Origin of the sequence: Aeromonas sp. MR19 (assembly GCF_963899305.1) — a bacterium.
GTDB classification, from domain to species: Bacteria; Pseudomonadota; Gammaproteobacteria; order Enterobacterales; family Aeromonadaceae; genus Aeromonas; species Aeromonas bestiarum.
This window is the reverse complement of the sequence record NZ_CAWQWZ010000043.1, coordinates 1-26,193: the sequence shown is the minus strand read 5'-3', so window position 1 is coordinate 26,193 and position 26,193 is coordinate 1. Positions and strand designations below refer to the sequence as shown.

20 protein-coding genes and 3 tRNA genes are annotated in these 26,193 nt (G+C 61.3%); 17 read left to right on the top strand and 6 right to left on the bottom strand.

Annotated elements, in window-relative coordinates; translation table 11 throughout:
- The 4 genes from tssI to dauA form a co-directional block, all read right to left on the bottom strand.
- Entirely contained in the window at positions 1-2,232 is a 2,232-nt protein-coding gene (tssI, locus tag AACQ95_RS16040) for a type VI secretion system Vgr family protein (protein ID WP_241279037.1), read from the bottom strand.
- Positions 2,233-2,516: 284 nt separating this feature from the next.
- Complete coding sequence (hcp1, locus tag AACQ95_RS16035; RefSeq protein WP_043141097.1) at positions 2,517-3,035, bottom strand: type VI secretion system effector Hcp1; 519 nt, start codon at positions 3,033-3,035, stop codon at positions 2,517-2,519.
- Positions 3,036-3,764: 729 nt separating this feature from the next.
- Positions 3,765-3,852: transfer RNA gene (locus AACQ95_RS16030), tRNA-Ser, on the bottom strand.
- 183 nt (positions 3,853-4,035) lie between these two features.
- Positions 4,036-5,772 carry a C4-dicarboxylic acid transporter DauA gene (dauA, locus tag AACQ95_RS16025; RefSeq protein ID WP_241279036.1) on the bottom strand — a complete coding sequence of 579 codons (1,737 nt, stop codon included), beginning with the start codon at positions 5,770-5,772 and terminating at the stop codon, positions 4,036-4,038.
- A gap of 580 nt (positions 5,773-6,352) precedes the next feature.
- On the opposite strand from dauA, the gene AACQ95_RS16020 reads away from it, so the two are divergent.
- The 12 genes from AACQ95_RS16020 to AACQ95_RS15965 all read left to right on the top strand — a co-directional run bounded on the left by AACQ95_RS16020 (position 6,353) and on the right by AACQ95_RS15965 (position 18,984).
- Positions 6,353-6,428, top strand: a tRNA-Asn gene (locus tag AACQ95_RS16020).
- A gap of 2 nt (positions 6,429-6,430) precedes the next feature.
- Positions 6,431-6,506: transfer RNA gene (locus AACQ95_RS16015), tRNA-Asn, on the top strand.
- Between the two features lie 213 nt (positions 6,507-6,719).
- Positions 6,720-7,184, top strand: a complete 465-nt coding sequence (locus tag AACQ95_RS16010) for a hypothetical protein (RefSeq protein WP_192895780.1) — start codon at positions 6,720-6,722, stop codon at positions 7,182-7,184.
- Positions 7,185-7,415: 231 nt separating this feature from the next.
- Positions 7,416-7,901, top strand: coding sequence for a YqhA family protein (locus AACQ95_RS16005; protein WP_241279035.1), 486 nt, complete (start codon positions 7,416-7,418; stop codon positions 7,899-7,901).
- Between the two features lie 121 nt (positions 7,902-8,022).
- Entirely contained in the window at positions 8,023-8,472 is a 450-nt protein-coding gene (locus AACQ95_RS16000) for a hypothetical protein (protein WP_241279034.1), read from the top strand.
- Between the two features lie 4 nt (positions 8,473-8,476).
- Positions 8,477-11,455, top strand: a complete 2,979-nt coding sequence (locus AACQ95_RS15995) for a hypothetical protein (protein ID WP_241279033.1) — start codon at positions 8,477-8,479, stop codon at positions 11,453-11,455.
- Positions 11,455-12,279: an FTR1 family iron permease gene (locus AACQ95_RS15990; RefSeq protein ID WP_241279032.1), complete on the top strand. Its 825-nt coding sequence runs from the start codon at positions 11,455-11,457 to the stop codon at positions 12,277-12,279. Before AACQ95_RS15995 ends, AACQ95_RS15990 begins: the two co-directional genes overlap by 1 nt.
- A 108-nt stretch (positions 12,280-12,387) precedes the next feature.
- On the top strand, positions 12,388-13,806 hold the full coding sequence (locus tag AACQ95_RS15985; protein ID WP_241279031.1) for an NAD(P)/FAD-dependent oxidoreductase: 1,419 nt from the start codon (positions 12,388-12,390) through the stop codon (positions 13,804-13,806).
- Positions 13,807-13,839: 33 nt separating this feature from the next.
- Positions 13,840-14,400, top strand: a complete 561-nt coding sequence (locus tag AACQ95_RS15980; RefSeq protein ID WP_241279030.1) for a hypothetical protein — start codon at positions 13,840-13,842, stop codon at positions 14,398-14,400.
- A 200-nt stretch (positions 14,401-14,600) separates the two neighbouring features.
- Positions 14,601-15,872, top strand: coding sequence for a hypothetical protein (locus AACQ95_RS15975; protein ID WP_241279152.1), 1,272 nt, complete (start codon positions 14,601-14,603; stop codon positions 15,870-15,872).
- 117 nt (positions 15,873-15,989) lie between these two features.
- Positions 15,990-17,636, top strand: coding sequence for a 6-pyruvoyl-tetrahydropterin synthase-related protein (locus AACQ95_RS15970; protein WP_241279029.1), 1,647 nt, complete (start codon positions 15,990-15,992; stop codon positions 17,634-17,636).
- 157 nt (positions 17,637-17,793) lie between these two features.
- Positions 17,794-18,984, top strand: coding sequence for a Bcr/CflA family multidrug efflux MFS transporter (locus AACQ95_RS15965; protein ID WP_043556132.1), 1,191 nt, complete (start codon positions 17,794-17,796; stop codon positions 18,982-18,984).
- A 110-nt stretch (positions 18,985-19,094) separates the two neighbouring features.
- On the opposite strand, the gene AACQ95_RS15960 is transcribed toward AACQ95_RS15965, so the two are convergent.
- Positions 19,095-19,562 (bottom strand): DUF4357 domain-containing protein, encoded by a 468-nt coding sequence (locus AACQ95_RS15960; protein ID WP_043141117.1) that lies wholly within the window; start codon positions 19,560-19,562, stop codon positions 19,095-19,097.
- 197 nt (positions 19,563-19,759) lie between these two features.
- Between AACQ95_RS15960 and AACQ95_RS15955 the strand changes: the two genes are divergently transcribed.
- The 4 genes from AACQ95_RS15955 (at position 19,760) to AACQ95_RS15940 (ending at position 24,647) form a co-directional block, all read left to right on the top strand.
- Positions 19,760-20,440, top strand: a complete 681-nt coding sequence (locus AACQ95_RS15955; protein ID WP_241279028.1) for an ABC transporter ATP-binding protein — start codon at positions 19,760-19,762, stop codon at positions 20,438-20,440.
- 27 nt (positions 20,441-20,467) lie between these two features.
- Complete coding sequence (locus AACQ95_RS15950) at positions 20,468-22,903, top strand: ABC transporter permease (protein WP_241279027.1); 2,436 nt, start codon at positions 20,468-20,470, stop codon at positions 22,901-22,903.
- Positions 22,900-23,967 (top strand): lipocalin-like domain-containing protein, encoded by a 1,068-nt coding sequence (locus AACQ95_RS15945; RefSeq protein ID WP_241279026.1) that lies wholly within the window; start codon positions 22,900-22,902, stop codon positions 23,965-23,967. Before AACQ95_RS15950 ends, AACQ95_RS15945 begins: the two co-directional genes overlap by 4 nt.
- A gap of 314 nt (positions 23,968-24,281) precedes the next feature.
- On the top strand, positions 24,282-24,647 hold the full coding sequence (locus AACQ95_RS15940) for a hypothetical protein (protein WP_241279025.1): 366 nt from the start codon (positions 24,282-24,284) through the stop codon (positions 24,645-24,647).
- An 80-nt stretch (positions 24,648-24,727) separates the two neighbouring features.
- Here AACQ95_RS15940 and AACQ95_RS15935 read toward each other — a convergent pair whose 3' ends face one another.
- The gene (locus AACQ95_RS15935) at positions 24,728-25,669 is read right to left on the bottom strand and encodes a hypothetical protein (RefSeq protein ID WP_339357911.1); all 942 of its coding nucleotides are present in this window, start codon (positions 25,667-25,669) and stop codon (positions 24,728-24,730) included.
- 58 nt (positions 25,670-25,727) lie between these two features.
- Here AACQ95_RS15935 and AACQ95_RS15930 point away from each other — a divergent pair, with 58 nt between their 5' ends.
- Positions 25,728-26,102 carry a hypothetical protein gene (locus AACQ95_RS15930; protein ID WP_241279023.1) on the top strand — a complete coding sequence of 125 codons (375 nt, stop codon included), beginning with the start codon at positions 25,728-25,730 and terminating at the stop codon, positions 26,100-26,102.
- Positions 26,103-26,193 lie beyond the last annotated feature (91 nt).

Genomic DNA, 26,193 nt, shown 5'->3' with positions numbered 1-26,193 from the left:
TCAGCCCTCGTCACTCAGACTGTCGAGATGGCCGGTGAGGGCCGAGATGGGCTCACGGGGCAAATCGACAAAGTTGTCCTGCACGTCATAGCTCACAGAAGCAGTACCAGCGGGCACCTCCTCAAGCAGCGCCATACCTTCACCATCCAGAGTGCCCTCCCTCACAGAGCCATCGCTCAACACCGCTTTATAGGGGGTACCTGCCAAGGGCATCAGTTCGGAGTCGAGGTGATAGAACTTCATCCAGTGTTTATTTGGGGCATCCAACATCTCCTCTAAACTCTTGGGGATCTGGCCCGCCCAGCCGGAGCCGGAGCCTGGACTGCCGCCCGAGTTCATCTTGATGGTGGGGCCGACCAGAGTGACGCCACCGCCATCGACCTTGATAAAACAGCCACCGACCTTGACGGTAATTTCAGAGCCCGCCTCCAGCACCACCTTGGCACCCGCCTTGACATGCACCTCCTGCCCCGCCTGGGTAAGCCAGCTCTGACCGAGTTTTTGATGCATGGACGCATCCACAGTCAGCGAGTAGTCAGCCTTGATATGATCCCGCTTCTCCCCTTCAACGGTCAGATGGTCGTTGCCTAGACTGGGCGGTGCCCCCTCCTCACCCGGCACCTTTCTGACGCGAGTGACCCGCTCATTGTCGATATCGGTGTGCTGGTCGTGCTTGATGTGCCAGGCCGCATCGTTCTCGATGAGTACGTTCAGGTCTTTCTGACCGTGGATGTAAATCTCTTCCTTGCCCGCCTGGTCTTCGAAGCGCAGCTCGTTGAACCCTTCACCCTGATGGGTCTCGGTGCGCAGCACGGTACGGGTCTTGTTGACCGGCAACTCGTAGGGTGGCCGGTTGGTGGCGTGGAAGGTGCGACCGGTGACGATGGGCTGGTCCGGGTCCCCTTCCAGAAATGAGACGATAACTTCATGGCCGATGCGCGGAATCGCCATCATGCCGTATTGGCCGCCGGCCCAGCCTTGGGATACACGCACCCAGCAGGAGCTCTGGTCGTTGGAGCTGCCGTATCTGTCCCACGGGAACTGTAGTTTGACCCGGCCATGTTCATCGCAGTAAATCTCCTCCCCTTCGGGGCCGACCACCACGGCGATTTGCGGGCCGTCCACCATCGGCTTGTAAGGCGCCTGTGGGCTGCCGATGCGCGCCCGCCAGCTGGTGCTGGCTTTGACCACCGCAAATTCGTTGTGGTAGACGGTCGGGCCGCTGCCCCCCTCCTCTTCCAGCGCCTGCGGCTGCAAGCCGGTGTGCTGGATACGCACGATTTGCCAGTCGGTGTTGAGGCTGCCGTTGGGATGTTCGGTCAGCGAGAAGCTCTGCCCTGGCAGCAGGGCTGCGCTGTTGGACTTGCCACTGCCCGCCACGGCATCATTGCGAAGGGCATCGAGTCGGTGCTGGGCAAACGCCTTGCCACTACCGTCCTGCTTGTAACGGCCCGGGAAATCGAAGTGCTGATAGGTGCTCCGCTGGTGCTCCAGATCGCTCCCCGCCTTCTTGTGCGAGAGACCGTAGGCCGGGGTCTTGAAGCTGTAGTCTTTGAGCTCCACATCGCTTGGGCGCACCGCCTCGCGGTAGTGGAACTGGCGCACATAGGGGCCCTGCTCCAGCGAGCGGTTGCCGAGGTTGAAGAAGAGCGCGGGGCCGGCGGTCAAGGCCGCCGCATCGTCGGCAAACACGACGCGGTGTTTGCCGGCGTCGAATTCATGGAAGTAGAAGAGCCCCTCTTCGGCGGCGAGCCGGTTGACGAAATCGAGGTCGGTCTCGCGGTACTGCACGCAGTATTCCCGCTGGGCGTGCTCGTTTTTGAGCGCAAAGGCGTAGTCTGTGATGCCGTGCTCTTGCAACAGGACGGAGAGGATTTCGTCAGGCTTTTGCGCCTGGAAGATGCGCGAATTGTGGCGAAGCGAGAGCCGCCACAGCGCCGGCTGTACCATGAGCTGATAGCGGGTACGGCGAAAACCGCTGTCCCCTTGTGCAAAATCACTCACTACCCCGCACACCCGGCGCTGCAGCTCGCCGTTGTACCACACTATCAGCTCGCACGGCTGGTCCAGCACGGCACCGAAGTCGACATCGGGCTCGGGGCTCGCCAATTCCAAACGCAGCTGGAAAGGCCCGTTCAGCGCCTCTTCCAGCACAAACTCGGCCACAACGAAGGTGCTCTCGAGCAGTGCCCCCACCTTGACGGTAAATTGTAATCCTGTGCTGTCTGCCATCGGTGAGCGCCCCTGAGATGTCATGCGGCCCCTCATATTCGGGAGCCATTCAAACCGAGTGAGAGATCCGCCATCGCCCCGGCGTTGCTGACACCATGGCTACCGCACGCCCTTGACGGCGTGCGGCAAGACGTGAACTCGTCTTTTTTCTTGTGTCCGCTTGTGCAGAGCAAACGGACACAAGAAAAAATCGCTGGGATGGAAAAATGGATAGCAGGCGGGAGATGCCCGTCAAACACGCAGATGGCAAAAGGGCACCGCAAGCAGTGCCCTTGTGTATACGGTTACGCTTCGATCGGAGCGCGCCAGTCGTCCGCACCCGAGGTGCCGGCCACTGTGTGCTCCCAGTCAATCTTGCGATAGGCCAGAGAGACCTGGATCAGCTGGGTGAAGTCAGACTTCGCCGGATCCTGGCAGTGGGGCATCTGGCAGTCGATGTCAACTATGGTGGCGTCGGTCAGCACAGTGCTGAAGAAGTGCTCCTGCTTGCCTTCGACCGAGGTGCGATACCACTTCAGGGTCACTTTCGGCAGCATCTCGCCGGAGGCCAGGGAGTTGTACATCAGCGGCACGGACTTGTTCAGGGCGACGGTGAACTTGAACGGCTTGTGGACGCGCTGGCCGGCAGGCTGACCAGATTGCGGATCGGTCGGCACTGTGACGACGTGTTGGAACTCTTGCACCAGCATCTCGTCTTCGTGGCCTTGCACGAAGATGTTGCCGACGGAGTCGGAGGTGAAGGCACCGGCGGTGATGTTGCCCTGAGTCTTACCTTCGATGCTGATATAACATGGAGTTGGCATGGGTATGCTCCTGATAGATTGGTGAAATGAGATAGCACTCGACCAAACCCTTAGCAGTGACCATGCCAAACATTTTTTAACTTATAAAACATATAGTTAAAGACAAGCCACACGCCATTCTCACCGACGAAGCGCAATTAGTTGCGTGATTGGAATATATCCCTACAAAATATTGCACCCTTGGCACTTATAGCTAAATAGGGCGCAACTTGTTGCTCATGACAGAACTTACACCTGTCATAGAGCACACTCATCCATCACAGTGTCGCAAATGAATTGAAGGATGAAGCAAGATGGGCGCCCCCGAAGACCGCCGTCCGGGTTCAGGCAGGAGGAGAGATGAGTGGGAAGAAAAGCAATGGATGCCATGTCAAAGCAAACACCCCGAGCACTCGGATTGCTCGGGGTGTTGCCATGCATGAGATGACAAGGCGCTTTGCCACTGGGTGGTGCCCTGCCAGATGAAGGACATTGCGCCTGACGAAAGATTCTGGGTGAATGCGGCCCGCGAGGAGACTCTGGCCTGACAACAAAAAAACCGGCCATAGGGTCGGTTTTGGTGGCATTCGGCCGGGATGCGCTCACCGCCAGCAGGCTCTCGCCCAAGGGGCACTCTTGGCGGCCCGGCATGGCTGGGCCTATCTGCTTGTCGACCCCGGAGATGTGTTGCACCAGCAAGTACAGGAAAAACAAAAGGGCCTGTCTTTCGACAGGCCTTTTTGTTTTATTTGGCGGTGAGGGAGGGATTCGAACCCTCGATACGTTGCCGTATACACACTTTCCAGGCGTGCTCCTTCAGCCACTCGGACACCTCACCAAATTTTTTCTCACATTTTCAGGTGCCTGAGTTACACCATCGCTTGCGAACCATGCCGCAGCGACGGGGCGTAATGTAAGGGATGCATTGTGTTGGGGTCAATGCAATTTTGCGGTTTTCAATCTGTTTGCTCAAGAACCGAGCCAACTGCGCAAAATCTTTCCACCTCTGCATCCCATACCATCAACTGGCGGCCTGTTCGTGACTCTGCTCGCCTTTCAATGCCTCTTCCAGAGAGCCATAAAACTCCAACTGACCCGGCACAGGGCGCACCTTGGCACGCGCCAGTGTCTTCAACGGCTGAAACTGCAACTCGGCCACCCGCAGCTCCACTCCAGCCTTGGCCATCTGCTTTTCAAACTGCAGGAAAGCAGAGAGTCCCCCGGCATCCAGGATGGAGACAGCCTCCATCTGCAATACCAGCAGCTTGTGCCCCTGAACCTGAGCCACCAGCTCGCCAAAGACACGCTCGGCTGCCGCAAAAAACAGCGGGCCGTTGATCTTGTAAAGCAAGGCATTCGCCGGCACTTCGTGGGCATAGCGCTTGTGATCGGCCAAATCGTGCAGCCTGGTCATCTTGGCGATTTCACGCATGAACAGCAGGGAGGCGAGGATCACCCCGAAGGTGATGGCAATCACCATGTCGAAGATGACGGTAAGCGAGAGACAGACCACCAACACCAGCACATCGGACTTGGGCGCGCGACGCACCAGCTCCACCACCTTGTGTGCCTCACTCATGTTCCAGGCCACGATCAGCAACAGCGCGGCCATGGCCGAGAGCGGCAACCAGGAGAGCCAGGGGGCCAGCACCAGAATGGCGGCCAGTACCACAAGCGCATGCACTATGCTGGAAACCGGCGAGGTGGCACCTGCCCGTACGTTGGCGGCGGAACGGGCAATGGCCGCCGTTGCCGTAATACCACCGAAGAAAGGCGCCAATATGTTGCCCAACCCCTGCCCCACCAGCTCGGCATTGGAGCTGTGTTTGCGACCCGTCATGCCATCGAGCACCACGGCGCAGAGCAGCGACTCAATGGCCCCCAGCATGGCCATGGAAAACGCAGCCGGCAGCAAGCGCTCGATGGCCGCCAGGTTCCATTCGACCGGTGAACCATCCGGCCCCGGCAGTGCCCAGGGCATTACCAGAGTCGGCGCTATGGGCGGGATCCCCATGCCTTGTGTCCCATCTGCCAGGGTATAACTGAACTTGCTGCCAATGGTGGCCACATCGACACCAAAGTAGTGCAGACCAAACCCCAGCCCCACCCCCACCAGCACGGCGGGTAAGTGACCGGGCACCGGCAAGCGCAGCCGTGGCCAGAGCAATAACACGGCCAGGGTAGCAATCCCGACCAACGTGTCACCCCATTGCCAGCTTGGCAGGGCATGTACCAGCGCCTCTACTTTGCCTATGTAATTTTCCGGCATATCGGGCACATGCAGGCCAAAGAAGTCCTTGATCTGCAAGGTGGCTATCACGATGGCGATCCCGCCGGTAAAACCCAGGGTCACTGACGGCGGAATGTATTCAATCAGGCGCCCAAGTCGGGCCATCCCCATGGCGACCAGAAAGAAGCCCGAGATCAGGGTCGCCATCAGCAGGCCACCGACCCCGAATTGCTGGGCCACAGGGTAGAGGATCACCACGAAGGCGGCGGTCGGCCCCGACACGGAGAAACGGGATCCACCGGTCACGGCAATGACGATACCTGCGATGATGGCGGTATAGAGACCATGTTGCGGTGGCACGCCGCTGGCAATCGCCAGTGCCATGGCCAGCGGAATGGCGATAATGCCGACCGTGACGCCGGCGATCAGGTCACGGCCAAAGCGAGGGATGCTATAGGGTTCATCAATACAGGATTGGCGTAAAGCAATGGCCAGCTTCACGCTTTGCAAGGGAGCTTGGTTGTGCATGTATATCGTAATACCAGAAGAGGGAGACAAAGGCCGGATTGAACCGGCGCCCGATCATCATCAAGGGCCGGCAGAGCTGTCGACACGGCGATGGTATCCTGAGCAACCATACCCCAGCCGATGAAATATTTCGATGGGCGGGATCAATGAATGGCCGTTACCACGCAAAATTGCCGTTTATTGTCCACATATTGCCGCCTTTTCTCACCATTACGCCGAACTTTCACTTCGCCTGCTAACTAAATCCTGACGCATCCACATCGCTCACCTTATCCGTCACGCCTCTCCCTGAGTCAGGGCTCCAGTTCTCCGGCGTGCGGCGCCACTGTCACCCGCCGTTCAGCAAGCCTGCCGTGTGACTCGCCATCGAGGGCGGCCTGCTCCCGGCCAGCCGCTAATGTGCCAAAACGAAAAAGTGACAGGCAAAACGCCGTCTCAAGCTGCTGATTGTGCTGAAAATAGTCCACAATGACCAAGTTTTGGACAAACAGGGCGAAATTCCATTTTTTGCGCCGGATCGCGGGTTGACACCCGGCCGACAGGCTATTAATATCCGCACCGTCTCAACGAGACAGGCAATTCCTCCTTAGTTCAGTCGGTAGAACGGCGGACTGTTAATCCGTATGTCACTGGTTCAAGTCCAGTAGGAGGAGCCAATTCCCTCGTAGTTCAGTCGGTAGAACGGCGGACTGTTAATCCGTATGTCACAGGTTCAAGTCCTGTCGAGGGAGCCAAATTTCAAAGCCCAGTCTCAGGACTGGGCTTTTTCATGTCTGCCACATCCTCCACTTACTCACCCTCTTTTCTTCTCCATCACGGCTCGCACCCTATTGCAAAGCTGGCTCTCGCCTCCCGATCAGGAGACAGACACAAGCAGGTAGCCCTTGGTCGCACGCAGTACTAAAGTGGATGAGGTGAATAACCTGACAACAGAAGCGAGCAATATGATGCACAAAACCATGATTACGGCGGCAGCGCTGGCCCTGCTGATCCAGTCCCCTGCCCACGCCATCAGTGCCAAATACCGCCAACAACTCGAAAACTCCGGCTGCACCCAGGCCTCCGAGTTGCAAGGGTGCGATATCACCAAGAGCAAGGCCGAAAATGCCAAGGCTGGTTTTGGCGAGGCAGCCACTCCCGCGAGCACGGAGGCCGCCGCAGACACCACACCCTATGCTGGGCAATGGGTGGCCAAAAGCAACGAAGGAGCCACAGTTGCCACCATCCGTATCGATGGCAAAGAGCAGGTTTGGGTCAATGGCAAACAGGTCAAGGCAAAGCGGGCTGACGGTGCACTGCTGTTCAAGCAGGGCACCATTACATTTACCATTCAGGGCGATCGCCGTCTGAAGGGGGAAGATGTCTGGATCGACAGTGATGCGGGCACCAAGGGCCCCATCAATATCGAGTAATAACCGAGGTGCCCGGCCCACAACCGGGCGCCCGTTCTGCATTCTGACTGCATTGCATCAGTACCGAGCGCTTGCCATCTGTGACAGTGGCACATCGACTGTCAGAGCAGGCCCCATCAATGCGACACCTTCTACCGAGCAAGCGGCCATGCAGGCTTTATCAGTAAAACATGCATTCGTCGCCTGACTCAGGCGATAATCAGCCCAATCTCACCCTACTCAGGAGTTCTCATGCGTCGGTTCAACTTTATGCTCAATGGCAGCCGGTTGATGATGTTCCCGTTTTATGTGTGCATTCTGGTGTGCGTGGCGCTCTTGATGGTGAAGTTTGCCATGCAGCTCTATACGCTGTGCCGCGACATCATCGACATCCATTATCTTGACCTCATCACAGGGGTGCTGACTCTGGTGGACTTCGTACTGGTGGCGCAGATGCTGATCCTGGTGGCCATCTGCGGCTATGTGCAGTTTATTCAGACTCAGGAGCAGCGCGAGGCGCTCGGCAACAACTGGCTCAGCAAGATCAACTTCGCCTCCCTCAAACTCATCGTCATCAACTCCCTGGTCACCATCGCCGGGATCGAGGTGCTCAAGGCCTTTCTGGACGATGGCACCGGCAATGAAGTCGAGATGAAGTGGTCTGTGATAGTGTTTCTCGCCTTCTCCACCGCGGCGCTCATCTACGCCATCACGGAACGGCTGGCAGATCACAAATGACCCAACCCTGTTTTCATTCAGGATTTATTCATCAAGAGCGGAATTGATAACTCTTTTCATTACCTTTACTGCATTGTAAACTTGCTCCCCCGGGCTGGACTGCCCGGGCGCTGGAGCACCTATGACAAGCCTTTCTCTCTCACCCCGACACTGCTGGCAGTGGCTGGCCTATCACCATCAGGCCGCTGAGGGCTCCCTCTATCTGATGTTCTTCTCCGGCCTGTTGCTGTGGGAGCAGCTGACCCCGCTCTGGGCGCTGGCGCGCTGGAATCTGTTTGTGCATGTGATGCTCTCGCTCACCCTGTTCCCCCTGCTGTTTGGCGCCTTCTGGCTCTCCCATCGCAGCCTGCTGAACAAGAGCCACAAACCATTTTTGCGCACCACGGGGCGGATTATCGAAGCCCTGCTGCTGGTCTGTCTGACCAGCGGCCTGCTGCTGGTGCTGCACGGCACCCCGGGCGACAGCATGGGCAGCCTCGCCAGCTGGGCCCACTGGCTAAGCGCTTTGGCGTTAACTCCTCTGGTGCTGCGCCACGCCTGGCGCTGGACCATCTTGAAATGGCGCTCCTGATCCCATGCTGAAGTTGCTGTTTTCCTGCCTGCTCACCACAGCACTGCTGCTGGGTACCCATACTGCCGCGGCCCAGCAGATGGGCGCGGCCATGATCGCCTATGACGAGGGCGAGACCCATCGCCTCGTCACCGCCAACCTGAGCGCAGGATCTGTCACTCTGCTGGCACGAGACAACGGCAAGCGGCTCAAAGAGGCCCGCTTTGGCGGTGATCTGCGCCAGTTGGCCCGCGCAGGCGACGGCACCCTGCTGGTCACCGATTACAGCGGCGATCGGTTGCTGCTGCTGGATGAGGATCTCGACCTTGCGAAGGTGATCCCCACCGGCCATAGACCCTATGGGGTCATCTTCGATCCCAAGCGGCAGTGGTTCTGGGTCACGCTGTTTGAGGCAGGCCGCCTGCAGGCCTACGACACCTCAGGCAGACTGCAGCTGGATGCGGCCAGTGCCGAAACCCCGCGCGGGCTGGCGCTGACCAACGACGACCGCCTGCTGCTCACCCACGCCATGACGGGCCAGCTCGCCATCTATGATCTCGGCAAGCTCGAGAGCGGAGCCAACGGCACCACCCTGCCCAAGCCGCACCTGATCACGTTGGCCGAGACCCACAGCGATACGCCGAGCGACTCCCAGGGCTTGCCGCGCCTGCTCGATGGCATCACTATCTCCCCCGATGGCAGCGAAGCCTGGCTGCCACATGTGCTGTGGAGTTTCGACCACCCCTTCCAGTTTCAGAGCACCGTCTTTCCGGCCGTCTCCATCATAAATCTCGATGAGGAGAAAGAGCGGGTAGATGAAAGAAAGCAGCTCTTTTTGCAGATCAACCTGCCGAGCGTCGGCAACCGCAGCCAGATCGTCTCCAACCCGTTCGCGGCGCGCTTCGCCGCCGACGGCAAGCGGATCTACCTGACCCTGGCGGGCTCGGAGGATCTGCTGGTGTTCGACCTGTCGCGCAGCGGCAAGCAGAACAGCAACCGCCACCGCCGCAAGAAGTTTCAGGGGGGCGCCAAGGCGACCCAGCTCCTTCGCCATCTGCCGGGCCAGAATCCGCGGGATCTGCTGATCGATGGCGACCACCTACTGGTGCACAACGCCATGGGGCAGGATCTCACCCGTCTCAACACCGGCGGCAGCGGCCCCTTCGCCCGGGTCACCGTCGATCAGCCGCACTTCGCCAAACTGGTGGAGACGGATCCCCGCCCCGAGGCGCTCAAGCGCGGCGAGCGGCTGTTCAACTTGGGCAACACAGCTTCCAACTCACGCTTCCCCATGGCGGGGGACAACTGGATGAGCTGCAACTCCTGCCATCTGGACGGGTTCAACTTCACCAACCGCTATCTGATGGCCGCCCATCGCCAGCAGAGCAGCGATAACGCCATCAATGGTCACGCCAACCTCGCCAACATGGTGGCGGGGGACTTTATCGGCGAATACCTGCGCATGACCCAGCAGACCCAGGGCGGCATGGGCCATGACACCCGCGATGGCGCCGAGGCAGTTGACCCCGCCAGGCCCCAGCCCGAGGTGAAGGCCATGATGGAAGACTTGCACGCCTTCGTGACCGCCGATGGCAACCTCCCCTATCTCGCCAACTGGCTGCGGCTCGATGCCCCGCGCACGGATCCGGCCAAGGCGCCGACCACCCATCCCAAGGAGTGGCTCAACTCCGCCTCCTGCCAGAACTGCCACCAGCAAGCGTTCCAGGATTGGAGCGAGAGCAACCACAGGCTGATGGGCAACTCCCACCCCTACTACAAGGTGGTGCAGGCGTTGGCCCGCCAGACCGAGGGCGAAGCGTTCGGCCAGTGGTGCCAGGGCTGCCACATGCCCCAGCAGGTGATGAACGGCCAGCAGGATATGCCCAAGGGCTCCCATATGTTCGAGCAGGGCGGCGCCTCGCTGATCGCGGCCCACCAGAAAGGCGAGCCCGTGGTGGAAGAAGGCACAAGCTGCGTGCTCTGCCATCGCATCACCCGGCTCGAGGATGCCGGTGGCAACAGCGCCTTTACCGTGAATTTGAAAGACCGCGAGAGCTATGTGTTCGAGGATGCCGCCGGCGGCAGCCTCAAGCACTGGCTGGCCGAGCGGCAGATCAACGCCCGCCCCGCCATGCACAAAGCCTCCTACCAGAAGGATTTCTACCGCGATGCGGCCCTGTGCAAGTCCTGCCACAACGAGTTTGCCCCGGGCACAGGCGCCAATATCGTCAACACCTGGGATGAGTGGGAGAACTCCAGCTTCGCCAAGGCGGAGGATCCCGCCAAGCGGCGCAGTTGCATCGACTGTCACATGGACCCGGAGCCGGGCAACGGCGGCGCGCCGGTGGCCGGCCAGTCCACCGAAAACGGCACAGTGAAAGAACGCCTCTATCGCCACAACTTCACCGGTGCCCAGCACCAGTTGGTGGGACTGCGCAACCCTGAACTCGAGCAGGAGAGCCTGGCGCTGTTGCGATCCAGCGCCACCCTCTCAGCCCGCATCGAAGGGGCAGTCGATCGCCGCCAACTGGTGGTGCGAGTTGCCAATACCGGCGTGGGCCACGCCCTGCCCACCGGGGTCGCCGATTTTCGCGAACTCTGGCTGGAGCTGACCGTCACCGATGCCAGCGGCAAGCGGGTACTCCAAAGCGGCCAGCCGGTGGCTGGCGCCGTGCCCGAGGACGCGCGGCTGTTCAGAAAGGTGTTTGGCGATGCCGACGGCAAACCGGTGGGGCTCAAGTTCTGGCGTTACGCCAAGCTGCTGGCAGATACCCGCATCCCGGCCGATGGCTGGCGCGATGAAGCCTGGCCTCTGCCGGCGGATGCCCGTGGGCCCTTCCAGGCCGACATCAAACTCAATTTCCGCACCTACCCCAAGTGGGTCAATGATGCGGTGCGCGCCGCCGAGCCGAGCCTCCCGGAGCCACCCATAGTGCTGCTCAACCGGTTGCAACTCACCTTGCAACCCACCTCCCCTACGCCTGACACGGAGCCTGAATCCTGATGTTTGCAAGTTTTCTCATTACCCTGCGCGAGGGGCTGGAAGCCTTTCTGCTGGTGGGCATCTGCCTCTCCTATCTCGCCAAGCTGGGGGCGAGCCGCTACAACAAGTTCATCTATCTGGGGGTGGGGTTGGGCCTCGTCGCCTCTCTGGTGGTGGCCTTCCTGTTCCAGGTGGTGGTGAGCCAGTTCGAGAGCGAGCGCTACAACCACCTGCTGATGGCGGGGATCCTGATCTTCGCTACTCTGGTGCTCACCTACATGGCGGTCTGGATGCAAAAGCAGGCCAAGTCCCAGGTCGGGGCCATGACGGCGCGCATCGATGCGGCCATCGATGGCGGCAACCTCTTTGGTCTGGTGCTGCTCGCCTTCCTCGCCGTGATGCGCGAGGGCTTTGAAACCGTGCTCTTCTTCTCGGCCCTGGTCTACTCAGGGCAAGGGGTGGATCTGCACGAGGGGCTGATGGGGGCACTGGCGGGACTGCTGATCTCTGTGGTGCTGGTGTGGGGCCTGCTGCGCTCTACCCGCAAGGTGGCGCTGGCCCCCTTCTTCCGCTGGACCGGCCTGCTCATCATCATCATAGCCGCAGGTTTGCTGTCGTCCGCCGTCAACATGTTGCAGGCGGCGGGGGTCATCACCCTCTGGACGACGCCGGTATTCAACATCAGTCACATTCTCGACGATCAGGGGGTATTCGGTACCTTCCTGCGCGCCCTGTTTGGCTACAATGCCTCACCGGCCGGCTTGCAGTTGCTGACCTGGGCCAGCTACCTGGTGATCTTCGTCACCATCTGGCATCGCAACTATCGCCACAAAGTCCAGGGGTAAGCCCGCCTCTTTGCGAGATATGAATACGGCAAGGCGGCTCACGGGATGGGCCGCTTTTTTCACCCTCTTCCCCTTTTCTCTTCAGCCAGATTTTTCGGATACACAGTCATGAGCGACAGCAAGAAGATTGCAGTACTGGGCGCAGGCCCTGCCGGTTTGATGGCCGCCTGGCGTCTTTGCCAAGCCGGTTTTGCGGTCACCCTGTTCGAGCAGGAGCCCGTGGTGGGCGGCATGTGCGCCACCCAGACCTTTGCCGGCAAGGATGGCGACTATCGCTTCGATTACGGCGGTCACCGCTTCATCACCAAGAACCCCGAGCTGCTCGCCTTTATCGACGAGCTGATGGGGGACGATCTGCTCCACGCCGATCGCAAGAGCGTGATCCGCTTTGGCGGGCGCACCTATGACTACCCCTTGAACCTCACCAATCTGATCAAGACAGCCCCCCTGCCGCTGATGGCCGGCGCGGTGAAGGATCTGCTGCTGTTGCCCTTTGCCAAAAAGCCGGAAGACTTTGACAAGGCGAGCTTTGCCGAGTGGATCCAGAGCCACTTCGGCCGCACCCTCTATCGCCAGTTCTTCGAGGGCTACACCGGCAAGCTGTGGGGCATCAACCCGGACCGGCTCTCCGCCGACTGGGCCGGTCAGCGCATCAGCCTCATCGATCTCAAAGACGTGGCACGCCGCCTGCTACCAAGGCGCAAGGGCAACCTCTCGGTGCGTACCTATGCCCGCAAGTATCGCTATCCAAAGTATGGTTTCGGCCAGATCTTCGCCACCCTGGGTGAGCGGCTGGTGACCGAGGGCGTCGAGCTCAAAACCGGCGCCACCATCACTCGCCTTGAGCAGGCTGATGGCCGGATTGAACGGGTTTATTGGCAACAGGAGGGTGTTGAGCAAAGCGAATCCTTTGATCAGGTGATCTCTACCCTGCCGCTGCCGCTCACCTGTCAGCATCTGGGCTTGCCGTGCGATCTGCACTACCGCTCGCTTCGCTTCGTCAACATGCCCCTCAATCAGGAGAACCTGTCGGACAACACCTGGCAGTACCTCTCGGACCCCCATATCCTGGCCACCCGCTTGCAGGAGCCGCGCCGGCGCAGCCCCTTTATGGCGCCGGTGGGGAAAACATCCGTGATGCTGGAGATCCCCTGTAATCCGGGAGACGCCACCTGGCAGGCGCCGCTGGCCGAGCTGCGCGGCCGGGTCACTGCCGATCTCGCCAGCCTGGGGGTGGATACCGCCAAGCTGGGGGATGAGACCTTCGAGGCGCGCAGCGAGTACGCCTATCCGCTGATGGATCTCGGCTATCAGGCCCGCCGCAACGAAGCCATCAAGGCGCTGATGCCGATAGGCAACCTCATCATGACCGGCCGTCAGGGGACATTCCGCTACATCTTCACCGACACCGCCATGGAGATGGGCATGATGGCCGCCGACATGGTGATCGACGGGGTGGACAGACGCCACGCCATCTTTAACCATCGCAACGAAAATACCGTGATCGAGACCCAGAGCGTGGCCTGAGGGCCGTGCCGTAAGCACAACAAGGAGAACAGGATGATCATACGCCCGGGTTTACTTGGCCTCACCCTACTGCTGACCCTCAGCGGCCAGGTACAGGCTTACTCCTACGCCGCCGCCGGCAAGGAGCCGCTGATCGATGCACGCGAGGCGCTACTCGGCGCCGCCACTGACGGCAAAGATGCCAGCGCCACCTTGAGCGACATCGCCGAGGAGCTGACCTATCTGGAAGAGCACCACAAGGTCGAGCTGCAAGCGCCGCTGGCTGCCGCCATCAAAGCCAAGGATGCGGCCGCCACTGCCGCCCTGCTCAACCGCGCCTACAAGGCCGAGATCGAGCGTCGCCTAGAGGGGGCCAGCCAGAACCTTGGCGACTACCAGACCGCCAAGGTGCTGGTGGTCAAGAGCAAGCGCTTCCTGGATTTGATCCTCCCCTCTCTCAGTGAAGGGGATCGCAAGGCCGCCGAGCAGGCGCTGGCCAGGGTGCTCGATGCCATCGGCAACCCGGGTGTCTTCGGGGTGGGTGCCAAGCCTGCCGATGCCACCGCCTTCGCCGACGCCGAGAAAGCCCTGATGACCGTGCTGGCTCCGCTCTGATGACCCTCTGCCCATCATTGCGCCATCTCGCTGTGACAAACCGTGGGTTTCGCTTCGCTCCACCCACCCTACGCACAGCCTGCCGATAAATGCACCCGGACGTCGGTTTTCCCCCTTCTCCCCCATCGGGAGAAGGGGTGGGGATGAGGGGGAAGGCAAGGTCTCGGCGCTGGACTTCCCCTGACTCATCCCCCCTCTGGCTGCTTGCTCTGCTGCAATTGGCCTGGCTTGGCTGGTTGCTGGCCTTTCCGGTGGCGCTCGATTCCGACGATGCCCTGAACTTTGCCCACGGGGTGACGCGCTTCAGCGTGCTGGAGTTCTCCCCCCACTTTCCTGGCTACCCCGCCTTTATCTGGCTGGCGCGGCTTATCAATCTTTTGGTAGACGAACCGGCCCGCGCGGTGCAGTGGGCAAGCTTGATGGGTACAGGGCTGCTGGCACCACTGGCTGCGCTGCTTGCGGTCAGGTTGTGGCAGCGGCCGAGCCTGCTGACGCCGGTCTGGCTGCTGATATTGGCCCTGCCGCTCACCCCGACCCTGGCGCTCTCCGGCCTCTCGGACGGGCCTGCGCTGGCGGCATGGCTCGGGGCTCTCTTGGCCTTGCAGCATCGCAAGATAACGCTGGCCGGCCTGCTGGTAGGGCTGCTGCTGGCCCTGCGCCCCTCCTATTTCGTGCTGGCATTGCTGCCGCTTTGGCTCGGGATGCAACACAAGGGGGAACGACTCAGATTTATACTCCCCATTGCGCTGGTAGGATTTTCCAGCCTGCTGTTTGTCTGGCAGGCCGATGGCCTGGCCTATTTCAGCGAAGGGCGGCGCTTTACCGACGGCCACTTTACCCTCTGGGGCAACACGGCGGCGGCCCATGGCGACCGGCTTTTGAGCTGGGCCCGCACCTTCAATGATCAACTGACCCCGCTTTGGCCCTTGGCAATCGGGCTGTTGCTGATACCGCTCTGGCCTGCGGTTCGGTGCAAGGCCGCACCTGCCAAGCAGGTCTGGTATCTCGGCTGGCTGGCCCTGCTGCTCTGGACCCTGTTTGGCCAGAACCCGGACAATCCCCGCCATCTGGCGCCCCTCACCCTGCTCGGCCTTGTGCTGCTGGCGGGCAGGCTGCCGCGCCGGGGCGAGCTGCCGGCCATGCTGGGAGCCCTTGCGCTGCTGATGACCACACTCACCCCGCCCCTGCCGCCCGCCATGGTCAAGGCGACTCAACTGGCCGAGCGGGTGTGCCCGGCGCTGGTGACCCAGTGGGGGGTGAGGCTACTGCGAGAGACCACGGCCCTGCCCGTCACCGACGGCTGGTACCAGGGGGATGCCCGCCTCGCACTGGCGCAAGGGGCTTGCCGCCTCAGCCGACGGCCCATCCTGGCTGGCGATCTGCCCGCACCAAACCGGCAGATCTGGCTTGCCCCCCGCTTTCACGCCGAACCGGGCCTCTGGCTCGGGATACAAGAGCCTGTCTCCCCCTAGCCGCCCTCTGGCTCGAGCTACAGGTACCCATCGCCCCCTAGTCAGCCACTCGACCCACCTGCCAGGCGGCCAGCGTCGACTACACTCACTTCGCATCCGTGACAAGTGAGTCTGTTTATGAAGAAGCCTGGCGAATGGTATCTCATCCCTCTGACGCTGGTGCTGGCCTGCGGGGTCTTGCTGCTGCCGCTCTGGCTGCGGGGGGGCAGCCAGGGGCATGATCTATTTCATCATCTGCTTTCCGGCCACTATTTTGCGCTGCAACTGTGGCAGGGGGAGCTCTACCCGCGCTGGCTGATGGCCATGAACGGCGGCTTTGGCAGCCCCACCTTCTTCTTTTATCCCCCCTTGCCCTACTACGTCAGCGCTCTGTTCGCTGGCCCCCAGCCGCTCGCCCATCAGGCCATCTACCCCCTGCTATGGAGCGCCAGCCTGGCGCTGCTGCTGTCCGGTCTCTTCGCATACCTCTGGCTGCGCCGCTTTAGCGCCCCCGGTCGCGCCCTGGCCGCCAGCCTGCTCTACCTCGCCCTGCCTTATCATCTGGCCCTGGATCTCTATGCCCGCTTCGCCCTGGCGGAATTCTGGGCCTTCGTCTGGGCCCCGCTGGTGCTGCTGGGCCAGGATCTCGCCGGCCAGCGCCGGCGAGGCGGCTTCCCCCTGCTGACATTGGCGCTGGCCTTGCTGGCATTCACCCACCTGCCCAGCCTGCTGTTGATGCTGGCGCTGATCACGCTGCGGGCGCTGCTGCAAACCTGGCGCTCACGCACGTCGTTTCCGATCCGGATCACCCTGGCCGCACAAGTGCTGGGGCTGGCCATGGCCGCGGCCCTGCTGCTACCCGCCCTGCTGGATCAGGGGGCCATCTCCATGGAGCTGATGCGTGGCGGCATGTTCGACTTCAGGCGCAACTTTCTCGACCGCTTGCCCTCGGGCTGGGGCGACTGGCGCTTTCGCGGCCATCTGGCCTGGCAAAGCCTGCTGACCATGGGGTTGCTGCTGCTCGCCTGGGCAGCGGCCCGTGAGCCACGCCACCCCGAGCTCCTGTGCTGGGGGGTGTTGGGGGTGGGTGCCTTCCTGATGATGCTGCCCCTCAGCCAGCCAATCTGGCACCTGCTGCCACCGCTGCAGCGGCTGCAATTTCCCTGGCGGTGCAATCTGATCCTCACTCTGGCCACGGTGGCGGTGGTCGCGCTGGGAACCCCGGTCAAGCAGCCATGGCAAGGGATCTGGTGGAGCCTGCTGCTGATCACCCTGGTCTCCAGCCTCGCCTATGTCTATTACGCCCCCCTCACCCAGGCACCGCTCAAGACGGTGATCGATGCCGAGTTCGACAGCAAGCGCAGTGCCCGGGAATACCGCCCCATTCAGGTGCCCAGTGGCCGGTTCACCCCGACTCTGCTCGCCTGGAAGGAGGAGTTTCAACCCCCGGTCACCACTGAGCAGCAAGGCGCCGAGTGGACGCTGGTACGCTGGCAACCCAGATGGCTGGAACTGACGGTGAGGACACAGAGGCCCACCAGGCTTATCTTGCACCAATATGACTACCCGGGCTGGCAGGCCAGACTGGATGACTCGCTGACGCTGGCGGTCAGCGCAAACCGGCAGGGGCTGCTGCAAGTCTGGGTGCCTGCCGGCCAGCACAGGCTCAGCCTGAGGCTGACTGCCCGCTGGCCAGAACGGTGGGGAGGCGGGATTTCCCTGCTGGGCTGGCTCTGCTGGCTACTGCTCGCCTATCGAGGCTGTCAGGCCCCGAAACGGCAGTGATCCGGCAGCCCGGACCGCAATTCGCCGCCGGGCATCACAGCCAGAGCGTGACGGGGGACGGCATAGCCCTGCCCAAACCAGCCAAAACCAGCCAAAACTGATAGACTGACTACTTGTTACTTTTTTTCACGCGAACTTGCTCACGATCGGACATCCTATGCCCCAACCCGCAGCCCTCTCTCCCCGTTTTCTGTTTATCCTGCTCGGCGCCCTGGCGGGCCTGACCCCGCTGGCGGTGGACATGTACCTGCCCGCCATTCCGGCCATCGCCCGGGATCTCGCCACCAGCATAGACGGTGCCCAGCTCACCATCAGCGCCTTCCTCGGCGGCTTCGCCATCGGTCAGCTGTTCTACGGGCCGCTCGCCGACAGCTATGGCCGCAAGCCGGTGATCCTGGCGGGTCTGGTGATGTTTGCCATCGCCTCGGTGGGCTGCGCCATGGCGGACTCTCTGCCCGAACTGCTGGCCTGGCGCATGCTGCAGGCGGCGGGCGGTGCGGCCGGTTCCGTGGTGGTCAATGCCCTGTTGCGCGACCTGTTCGAGAAGGATGCGTTTTCTCGGGCCATGTCGTTCGTCATCCTGGTGATGACGCTGGCGCCCCTGGTGGCCCCCGTAATAGGCGGTTACATCAGCGCCCACAGCGACTGGCGGGTGATCTTCTGGCTGCTGGTGGGCATCAGCCTGCTCATCTGCGTGGTGATGCAGTGGAAAATTCAGGAGACCCTGAAGCCTGAACACAGGCAGCCGCTCAGGCTGGGGCAGGTGCTGCGCAACTACTGGGGCGTGCTCTCCCATCGCGGCGCCATGGGCTATGTGCTGTGTGGCGCCCTGTCGAGCTCGGGCATGTTCGCCTTTATCAGCGCCTCGCCCTACGTCTACATCGAGTATTTCAAGGTGCCGACCGAGCACTACGGCTGGCTGTTCGGCCTCAATATCCTGCTGATGATGGTGGTCACCTTCGTCAACAGCCGGCTGGTGAAAGGAGTGGGCGCCGAGCGCATGTTGCAATACGGTCTGCTGATGCTGCCCTGTGCCGGAGCCCTGCTCATCTACAACGCCTGGAGCCAGACCGGGGGCCTGTGGGGCATCGTCATCCCTGTGGTGCTGTTCGTCGGTCACATCAGCCTGGTGGGGGCCAACGCCATGACGGGCCTGATGGGTCACTTCCCCCAGTCGGCAGGCACGGCCTCGGCCCTGGCCGGCACATTGCGCTTTGGCATAGGCGCCCTGGTGGGCATTCTGGTCAACCTCAATCCGCCCGAATCGCCGCTGCCCATGGCCATCGCCATCGCTGGCTGCGGCTTTGGTTCGGCCATCAGCTACTGGCTGCTGACCGGCAAGAAATAAACGCCTGACAAAAAACGCCGCCCTCCTTGATCACCAAAGAGGGCGGCGTTTTCATGTCCGTTGTGCAGTCCCCGCAAGCGGCAGGGAGGCGCAGCTGGCGTGCCGGGGAATTACTTCTTGCCGAAACCCGACTGCTTGAGGGTGTAGCCGGCGCTGTTTTGCCAGGCATCCAGGCCGCTGCGGTTGTTGCCCGCCACCAGGCTGGCGGCCAGGCTCGGGCTGTTGAACAGCTGATCGGCGGTGAACACAAACCCTCCTTCACTGCGAGGGGCCAGGATCCCCTTGCCCAGCAGCTCCTGGCGCAGCTCGATCACGGCTTCACGCAGGGAGGCGGCATCCTCGCCATTGGCGGTGGAGCCCGCCAGCACCATGAAGCCGGGATTTTGCCGCTTGCCCACCGGATAACCGTGGGCCTCGGCGCCCTTGCCGTTGAAGTGGTACAGCTCGCGCTCCCCCGGCTTGTTGTCGGAGAGCGCCTTTTGCAGGGTCATCAGCTCGTTATAAATCTCGATGGGGACGACGGCAGCCTGCTTGTTGCCCTTGCTATCGATGATAAAACTGACTTGCTTGTGTAACATCCTTGCTCATCCTGTGACCCATGGAAGCCCCTATTCTAACCACCTCTGGCAAGCGGGATCCAGCGAGGATCCTCACCTCTTTTGCAGGCTTGATCACTAACTTGCCCTCTTGATCCGTCGCGAGGCGTGTTGATCATTCCCGCCCGTGGTAGCCTAGATGGCATGATGAAAGCTATTGACCATCAAGCGGTTATCCCATGCTGACCCTGCGCAACCTCTGCAAGAGCTTCGATAACGGCAGCGAACGCCTGCCGCTGTTCCATCATCTGGATCTCACCCTAGCCGCTGGCGAGATCACCCTGCTGCTGGGGCAGAGCGGCTGTGGCAAGTCGACCCTGCTCAACCTGATCGCCGGGCTCATACCCCCGGATGAGGGGGAGATCTGGCTGGGGCAGACCCGGCTCGACAACCAGTCCCCGGACGATCGGGCCCGCCTGCGCGGTCGGCATTTTGGCATCGTCTATCAGGATTTCAATCTGTTGCCGACCCTGAACGTGGAGGAGAACCTCTGCCTGCCGCTCGCCATCAACGGCCTGCCCCGCCCTGAGACAACCCTTGACTCCCTGCTCACCCGGCTCGATCTCGTCCACAAGCGCCACGCCTGGCCGGAGCAGCTCTCCGGCGGCCAGCGCCAGCGGGTGGCCCTGGCCCGCGCCCTCATTCACCAGCCCCAGTGGCTGCTGGCCGATGAGCCCACCGGCAGTCTCGATGAGCACAACGCCGAGCAGGTGATGGCGCTGATGATGGAGGCGGTGCGCGAAACCGGCGCCGGGCTCTTGCTGGTGAGCCACAACCCCGCCTATGGCGCCCTGGCCGATAGAGTGCTGCGCCTCGAAGGGGGACAGCTTGTCGAGCTCAAGGGCGCACGCCATGAGTGACGCCAGCCGCGATCGCGAGGCCGCCTCATGCTGCCGTTGAAGGCGCTGCTGCGCCTCTATCGCACCCATCCCTGGCTGCTGCTGATGAGCCTGACCGGGCTCATGCTGGGGGTCTCGCTGGTGGTGGCCATAGAGCTTCTCAACCACAGTGCCAGCACCAACTTCGTCGCCGCCCGCAGCCAGCTGGCGGGGGATGCCAACTACCGGCTGGCCCCGAGCGGCGGTCTGGATGAGCAGCTTTACGTCAAACTGGTACGCAGCCAGCCGAGCCTCAATGCCATGCCGCAGTTGCACGCCTGGCTCAAAGACGAGCAGGGGCGCAGTTTTCAGCTGCTGGGGATGGATCTGTTCAACCCCGGCCCCCTTCGCCGGCTGTTTGGTGAAGGCCCATCCAGCGAGCCCGCCTTTTCGCTCAACCGCGCCGACAGCGTCTGGCTGGCGGCGCCGGAGGCCAGGCGGCTTGACTGGCAACCGGGCCAATCCCGCACCTTTGTGCCGGGTGGCGAGGGTGATCGCCCGCTTATCCTGACCCTGGCGGGCACCTTCGAGCCAGGCGCCGTGCCCATGGAGCGGCTGCTGGTGACCGACATAGGCCTAGCCCAGTCCCTGCTTGGCAAGGAGGGTCGACTCGATCGCATCGTCTTCCAGCTGAGTGACGCCGAGGCCCGCGCCCTGCAAGCCCTGCTGCAATCCTATCGCCCCCATCAGCCGCTCTGGCTCGAGCCCATCAGCCCGGCGCTCGATGCCAGCCAGCTCGGCGATGCCCTGGCGCTCAACCTCACCGCCCTCTCCCTGCTCGCCATGGCGGTGGGACTGTTTCTGGTGTTCAACGCCCAGCGCTTCGTGCAGAGCGTGCGTCGCCCTCAGCTGGCCCAGCTGATCATTCTGGGGCTGCCGCCGAGCCGGCTGCTGCGCTGGCTGGCGCTGGAACTGCTGATCCTCGCAACCCTGGGCACCTTGCTCGGGCTGCTGCTCGGCAGCCTGCTGGCCCTGGCGCTCATGGGGCAGCTGACCCAGGCGCTGGCCGATCTGTATGGCCCCAATCCCATCGATCTGCTGCGCCTCTCCCCTCTGAGCCTGCTCAAGGCACTGGTGATAGGCCTTGCCGGGACGCTTGCCGCCAACCTGCCCGGCTGGTGGCAACTGCTGCGCCAATCCCCCCTTGATCTTCGTGAGGGCAACAGCCGCCCACCGCGACATACCTGGCGCCGCCGGGGGCTGGCCATCGCCATACTGCTGCTGTGCGCACTTTGCCTCTGGCTGCCACAAACCGGCCTGGGTGGCGCCCTGTTTGTGGCCGGGGGCTGGCTGCTGGCCATGGCACTCTGGCTGCCGGACGCCCTGCGCTGGCTGCTGGGGCGGCTGCGCCACGCCATGGGGGCGCCGGATCGTCACCACCTCCTGACCGCCCGGCTCGGGGTGGCCGAGACCCAATACCATCTGGATCGCACCGCCATCGCCGTGATGGCGCTGCAGCTGGCCATAGCCGCAGCCATCGGCATAGGGGTCATGGTGTCGAGTTTTCGCTCGAGCGTGGAGATCTGGCTGGGCCAGCGTCTGGCCGCCGATCTCTATGTCACGGCCCCCAAGGGGGTGGCAGGCAACAAGGGTGTCCTGAGCGAGGCAACCCTGGCCGCCATTCTGACCGAACCTGAGGTGGCGCAAGCATCGCGCCGCGCCGTGCACCCCGCCCGCTGGCAGGGCCAGCCCATAGAGTGGGCGCAGATGGACTTTATCCCCGAGCTTAAAGCCGCCTATCCCCTGCTGGCCGGGCGCTGGCCCGAGGGCCCCGACGAGGTGCTGGCAAGCGAGCCGCTGACGGTGCGCCTCGGGGTCAAGGTGGGCCAGACGCTCAGCATCACAAGCGAACAGGGACCAAGGCGGCTCACCGTCACCGGCGTCTATCAGGATTACGGCAGCGACAAGGGGCAACTCCTGCACGCCTTCGAAGAGGGGGCGGTGCAATCCCTCGCCCTGTTCAGTGCCAGCCCCGAGCAGCTGGCCGACCGGCTGCGCGCCCGTTTTGGCGAGGGGGTCAACCTCTTGCCCGCCCCCGCCATCCATGCCGCCGCCCTCAAGGTGTTCGATCAGACCTTTGTGGTGACCGAGTTGCTTAAATTGCTGATTTTGGGCATCGCCTTCGTCGGCATAGGCTCGGCCTTCATGGTGCTGGGGCTGGCCAGGCGCAGTGAATTGCAGACCTTGCAGAGTCTGGGATTGAGCCCGCGTCATTGTCGCCGCCTGCTGGTGTGGCAGGGAGCTGGCCTCGGGTTGCTCACCGCGCTGCTGGCGCTGCCGGTAGGCTATGGGCTGGCCTGGGTGCTGATCGAGGTGGTCAACCCCCGCGCCTTTGGCTGGCGCCTCGCCTTTGAGGCCGCCCCCTTGCATGCCGTCACGGCTCTGCTGCTGGCGCCTGTGTGTGGCGCATTGGCGTCCTGGTTTGCCGCGAGGAAACTGGTATGAAAAAACGCAATGTCTGGCTACTGCTGCTCACCTGCACCCTTTATGGCGGGGCGGCCTGGGCCAACGATCTGGGCGCCATACTCGGCGGCGGCAGCGATCAGTTCAAAAAGGCCCTGCCGGGCCAACCCATCCGCTTGCCCGCCGATCACAGTGCCCACCCCGACTACAGATCCGAGTGGTGGTATCTCACCGGCAACCTCAAGGATGAGCAGGGGCGCGACTATGGCCTGCAGTGGACCCTGTTTCGCCAGGGCATAGAGCAAGCGATAACGTCGAACAACCCCTGGCTCACCCCCCAGCTCTGGTTGGCCCAGTTTGCCATCACTGACCTCGGCAAAGGCAGCCACCAACAGGATGAGCGCACCAGCCGCCAGGGACCGGGGCTCGCGGGTGCCAGCGGCGGCGAATATTGGCTGCGGGAATGGGGGCTGGCCTCACAGGGGAAGGCACTCTTCCCCGCCACCCTCAAGGTGCAGAGCAAGGCGGGGGATCTTGATCTCAAGGTGAGCGCCGCCAAGCCGGTGGTGCTGCAGGGCAAAGCAGGTTACAGCGAGAAGAGCCCGGGCAACGCTTCGTTTTACTACTCCTACCCGCGCCTGACGCTCACCGGCACTTTGACCCTCGATGGCGAGGCCCGCACCGTGACCGGCCAAGGCTGGTTCGATCACGAGTGGAGCAGCTCGGTGTTGGCCGACTGGCAGTCAGGTTGGGACTGGTTCTCGCTGCAACTTGCCGATGGCCGCGAGCTCATGCTGTTTCGCCTGCGCACCAAATCGGGCCGCGCCGAGCCCGAAAACCGCTACGGCATCCTGATTGAACAGGACGGCAGCAGCCGGGTGCTCTCCCCTGACGCCATCACACTGACTCCAGGCAAGACCTGGCGCGGCCCCAAGGGCCAGCCCTACCCCGTCGAATGGCAACTAAGCGCCGGGGATCTCAACCTCACCATTCGTGCCCGCCAGCCCAATCAGGCCATGACAGGCCGCTTTGACTACTGGGAGGGGGCGGTCACGGTATCAGGGGATGCCCAAGGGCTGGGCTATCTGGAGATGACGGGGTATTGAGTCGAGCAGATATTTAGCATTGCGATTGTGTATCAGGTTTCGGGATGACTTTAGCTTCACCATAGCCAATAGGCTGATAACAAAGCTATTTTCAGTCATGGGATAAAGTAGCAGAGATTTCCAATATGCAAAGTGTCAAACTTTGCAGTTGATAATTACATATAAAATGTGGAACATCTATCGGCCATTAGATATATAGCTAGGTTTTTGCATTTTTAATTTTACCAGCTTTTTTGATAGTGATTTAAGGTTTCCATCAGGTCACTGCGAAATAAAATACATAGCATCATAACTAAATTTGAGAGGGTAATAATATGGGAAGTTTAACCATAGTGAATGCCTTGGGTGTTGATGTAGAAATTATCGAAGCAAGTCCGTACCAATTCATGACCCTGACCATCAAGAACGGCCAATCTGCGGTTGCAAATGTAGCAACCAGTTTTGAACGATTCATATTGAAAATTAGAGTGCTGGGGAATATATATTATTACGATCTTAATAAAGGACACTGGTATGGTGGTGATGGTGATAACCACTACCCTAACCCAGGCAGCAAGGTAAATATCATTTTGACTGGCGATCGTGGCAGCTATATTGAGACCAGCTACAACTATGCAGCTGATAACACAACTGTCATGTGCAAATACGCATCAGACACCAAGGCATTGGATAAAGTCTAAATCCTTCCCTCAAATCTTTTAAGATTGTGCCAAATAGACCCTAGGCATATCCTAGGGTCTTGATTAAAAACGTAATGCTGTCAGAACTTTTCGCCCATCACCATCAGGCCGTTTTGCTCGGGGAAGCCCACCACCAGGGTCGCCTTGCGGGTACCCGGCATCTCGAACGCAGCAGCGTAGGCCTGTGCCCCATCCCTGGCCTTGGCCAGACTCAGCACCCACTTGTTCTCGAGCGGGCTGAGATCGCTTGACGCCTTGAAGCTGCACTTGCCAAACCCGCTCAGGCTGAGCTTGCTCAGACCTTTGCCAAGCTCGGCATTGCCCTTGCCGGTCAGGATGCAGCCGGCCCTGGGGAACTCGATATCCAGTGTCAGGGTGCCGCCGTTGTTGGTGCTGCGGATCAGGCCCACCATGGCATCGGCAAGGCCGGCATCATCTTCCACCAGCCAGCTGTCGCTGGTGATCGTCCGGGTGGTCAGCTTGCTCACGGCAAGATGACCGCTCCAGTCGCGATAGAGGGCTGTGCTCTGATCCGGATCCCGGAACTGGGTGCCGACGCGGGTAAAATCAAAGGTCCAGCGCTTGACCTCCTTGCCAGCCAGATCGGTTACCGATTTGTCTTGAAAGCTGATGAGGTTGTGGTCGTTGCTCTGGGCATCGAGCCGCTTGCCCCGCACTGAGGTGCGCTCCAGCAGCACCGGATAGATGCCATCCTTGTTCTCCTTCTGGGCCGCCTGACCGGTCCATTGGGAGCTGGTGACCGGCTTGCCGTCGTTCTCGACCCAGACGCCCCAGCGCTGCTCGCTGTCGCCCTTGGGGTAGACCAGCGCCAACCCGCTCGGCCCCTTGATCATCTTGAACGGCCCCTGATCGCCGTCGCGACTGAGCAGGTTCGCCTCATAGACACCGACATCGGGCAGTGGCAGCGGCGCGCGCTTGGCGATGCTGTTGGCCGCCTTCTCGCTGTCGCAGGCGGACAGGGCGGCGGTGCAGGCGATGGCCAGCATGGCTTTGTAGTGCATTCTCATTGATGCTTGTTCCTTGCAATTGCTTTGTTATGTGAGGTGCATTCAATCGGCGATGAATTTACTGGAGGGAGTGTTCGCCGGTCGACTCAAGATCTGTAACCAGCTGTTACAAGGCACTGAAGGACAAGGGAGATCACCGGGCTTGGTTGATCGGGTGGTGCAGCAACAAGAAGAGAAGCCATCTCCCCTCCCCCCGTTTCTCTCGACCGTTCCACGTCAAAATCTGACCGCCATCAATATTTCATTCAAAACCCACGGGTTGGCTGTGTTTTCACTCAACAAAGTGGGTCTGCGTTTGATAGGCTACTCATCCGGCCCTTACAGTTCCAAAGGCAGCCAAGGAGTGGCGATTGTTTACATTTCTTCTAATCCGGTTAACAGCAGCACTCTGGGAGCTGTGACCCCGTGCGGTAGCTATCGTATTTAACCTAATCAGTTTTGGAAACACACAAAAATATCAATATATAAATATATATATGTCTTGTCTCGTATACCCATCTCCGAGCCAACGAGTAGAT

Bases quoted from the DNA above. Each gene is read 5' to 3' on its own strand.
- tssI (WP_241279037.1), bottom strand. From the start codon at position 2,232: ATGGCAGACAGCACAGGATTACAATTTACCGTCAAGGTGGGGGCACTG.
- hcp1 (WP_043141097.1), bottom strand. From the start codon at position 3,035: ATGCCAACTCCATGTTATATCAGCATCGAAGGTAAGACTCAGGGCAAC.
- dauA (WP_241279036.1), bottom strand. From the start codon at position 5,772: ATGCACAACCAAGCTCCCTTGCAAAGCGTGAAGCTGGCCATTGCTTTA.
- AACQ95_RS16010 (WP_192895780.1), top strand. From the start codon at position 6,720: ATGCACAAAACCATGATTACGGCGGCAGCGCTGGCCCTGCTGATCCAG.
- AACQ95_RS16005 (WP_241279035.1), top strand. From the start codon at position 7,416: ATGCGTCGGTTCAACTTTATGCTCAATGGCAGCCGGTTGATGATGTTC.
- AACQ95_RS16000 (WP_241279034.1), top strand. From the start codon at position 8,023: ATGACAAGCCTTTCTCTCTCACCCCGACACTGCTGGCAGTGGCTGGCC.
- AACQ95_RS15995 (WP_241279033.1), top strand. From the start codon at position 8,477: ATGCTGAAGTTGCTGTTTTCCTGCCTGCTCACCACAGCACTGCTGCTG.
- AACQ95_RS15990 (WP_241279032.1), top strand. From the start codon at position 11,455: ATGTTTGCAAGTTTTCTCATTACCCTGCGCGAGGGGCTGGAAGCCTTT.
- AACQ95_RS15985 (WP_241279031.1), top strand. From the start codon at position 12,388: ATGAGCGACAGCAAGAAGATTGCAGTACTGGGCGCAGGCCCTGCCGGT.
- AACQ95_RS15980 (WP_241279030.1), top strand. From the start codon at position 13,840: ATGATCATACGCCCGGGTTTACTTGGCCTCACCCTACTGCTGACCCTC.
- AACQ95_RS15970 (WP_241279029.1), top strand. From the start codon at position 15,990: ATGAAGAAGCCTGGCGAATGGTATCTCATCCCTCTGACGCTGGTGCTG.
- AACQ95_RS15965 (WP_043556132.1), top strand. From the start codon at position 17,794: ATGCCCCAACCCGCAGCCCTCTCTCCCCGTTTTCTGTTTATCCTGCTC.
- AACQ95_RS15960 (WP_043141117.1), bottom strand. From the start codon at position 19,562: ATGTTACACAAGCAAGTCAGTTTTATCATCGATAGCAAGGGCAACAAG.
- AACQ95_RS15955 (WP_241279028.1), top strand. From the start codon at position 19,760: ATGCTGACCCTGCGCAACCTCTGCAAGAGCTTCGATAACGGCAGCGAA.
- AACQ95_RS15950 (WP_241279027.1), top strand. From the start codon at position 20,468: ATGCTGCCGTTGAAGGCGCTGCTGCGCCTCTATCGCACCCATCCCTGG.
- AACQ95_RS15945 (WP_241279026.1), top strand. From the start codon at position 22,900: ATGAAAAAACGCAATGTCTGGCTACTGCTGCTCACCTGCACCCTTTAT.
- AACQ95_RS15940 (WP_241279025.1), top strand. From the start codon at position 24,282: ATGGGAAGTTTAACCATAGTGAATGCCTTGGGTGTTGATGTAGAAATT.
- AACQ95_RS15935 (WP_339357911.1), bottom strand. From the start codon at position 25,669: ATGCACTACAAAGCCATGCTGGCCATCGCCTGCACCGCCGCCCTGTCC.
- AACQ95_RS15930 (WP_241279023.1), top strand. From the start codon at position 25,728: ATGAATTTACTGGAGGGAGTGTTCGCCGGTCGACTCAAGATCTGTAAC.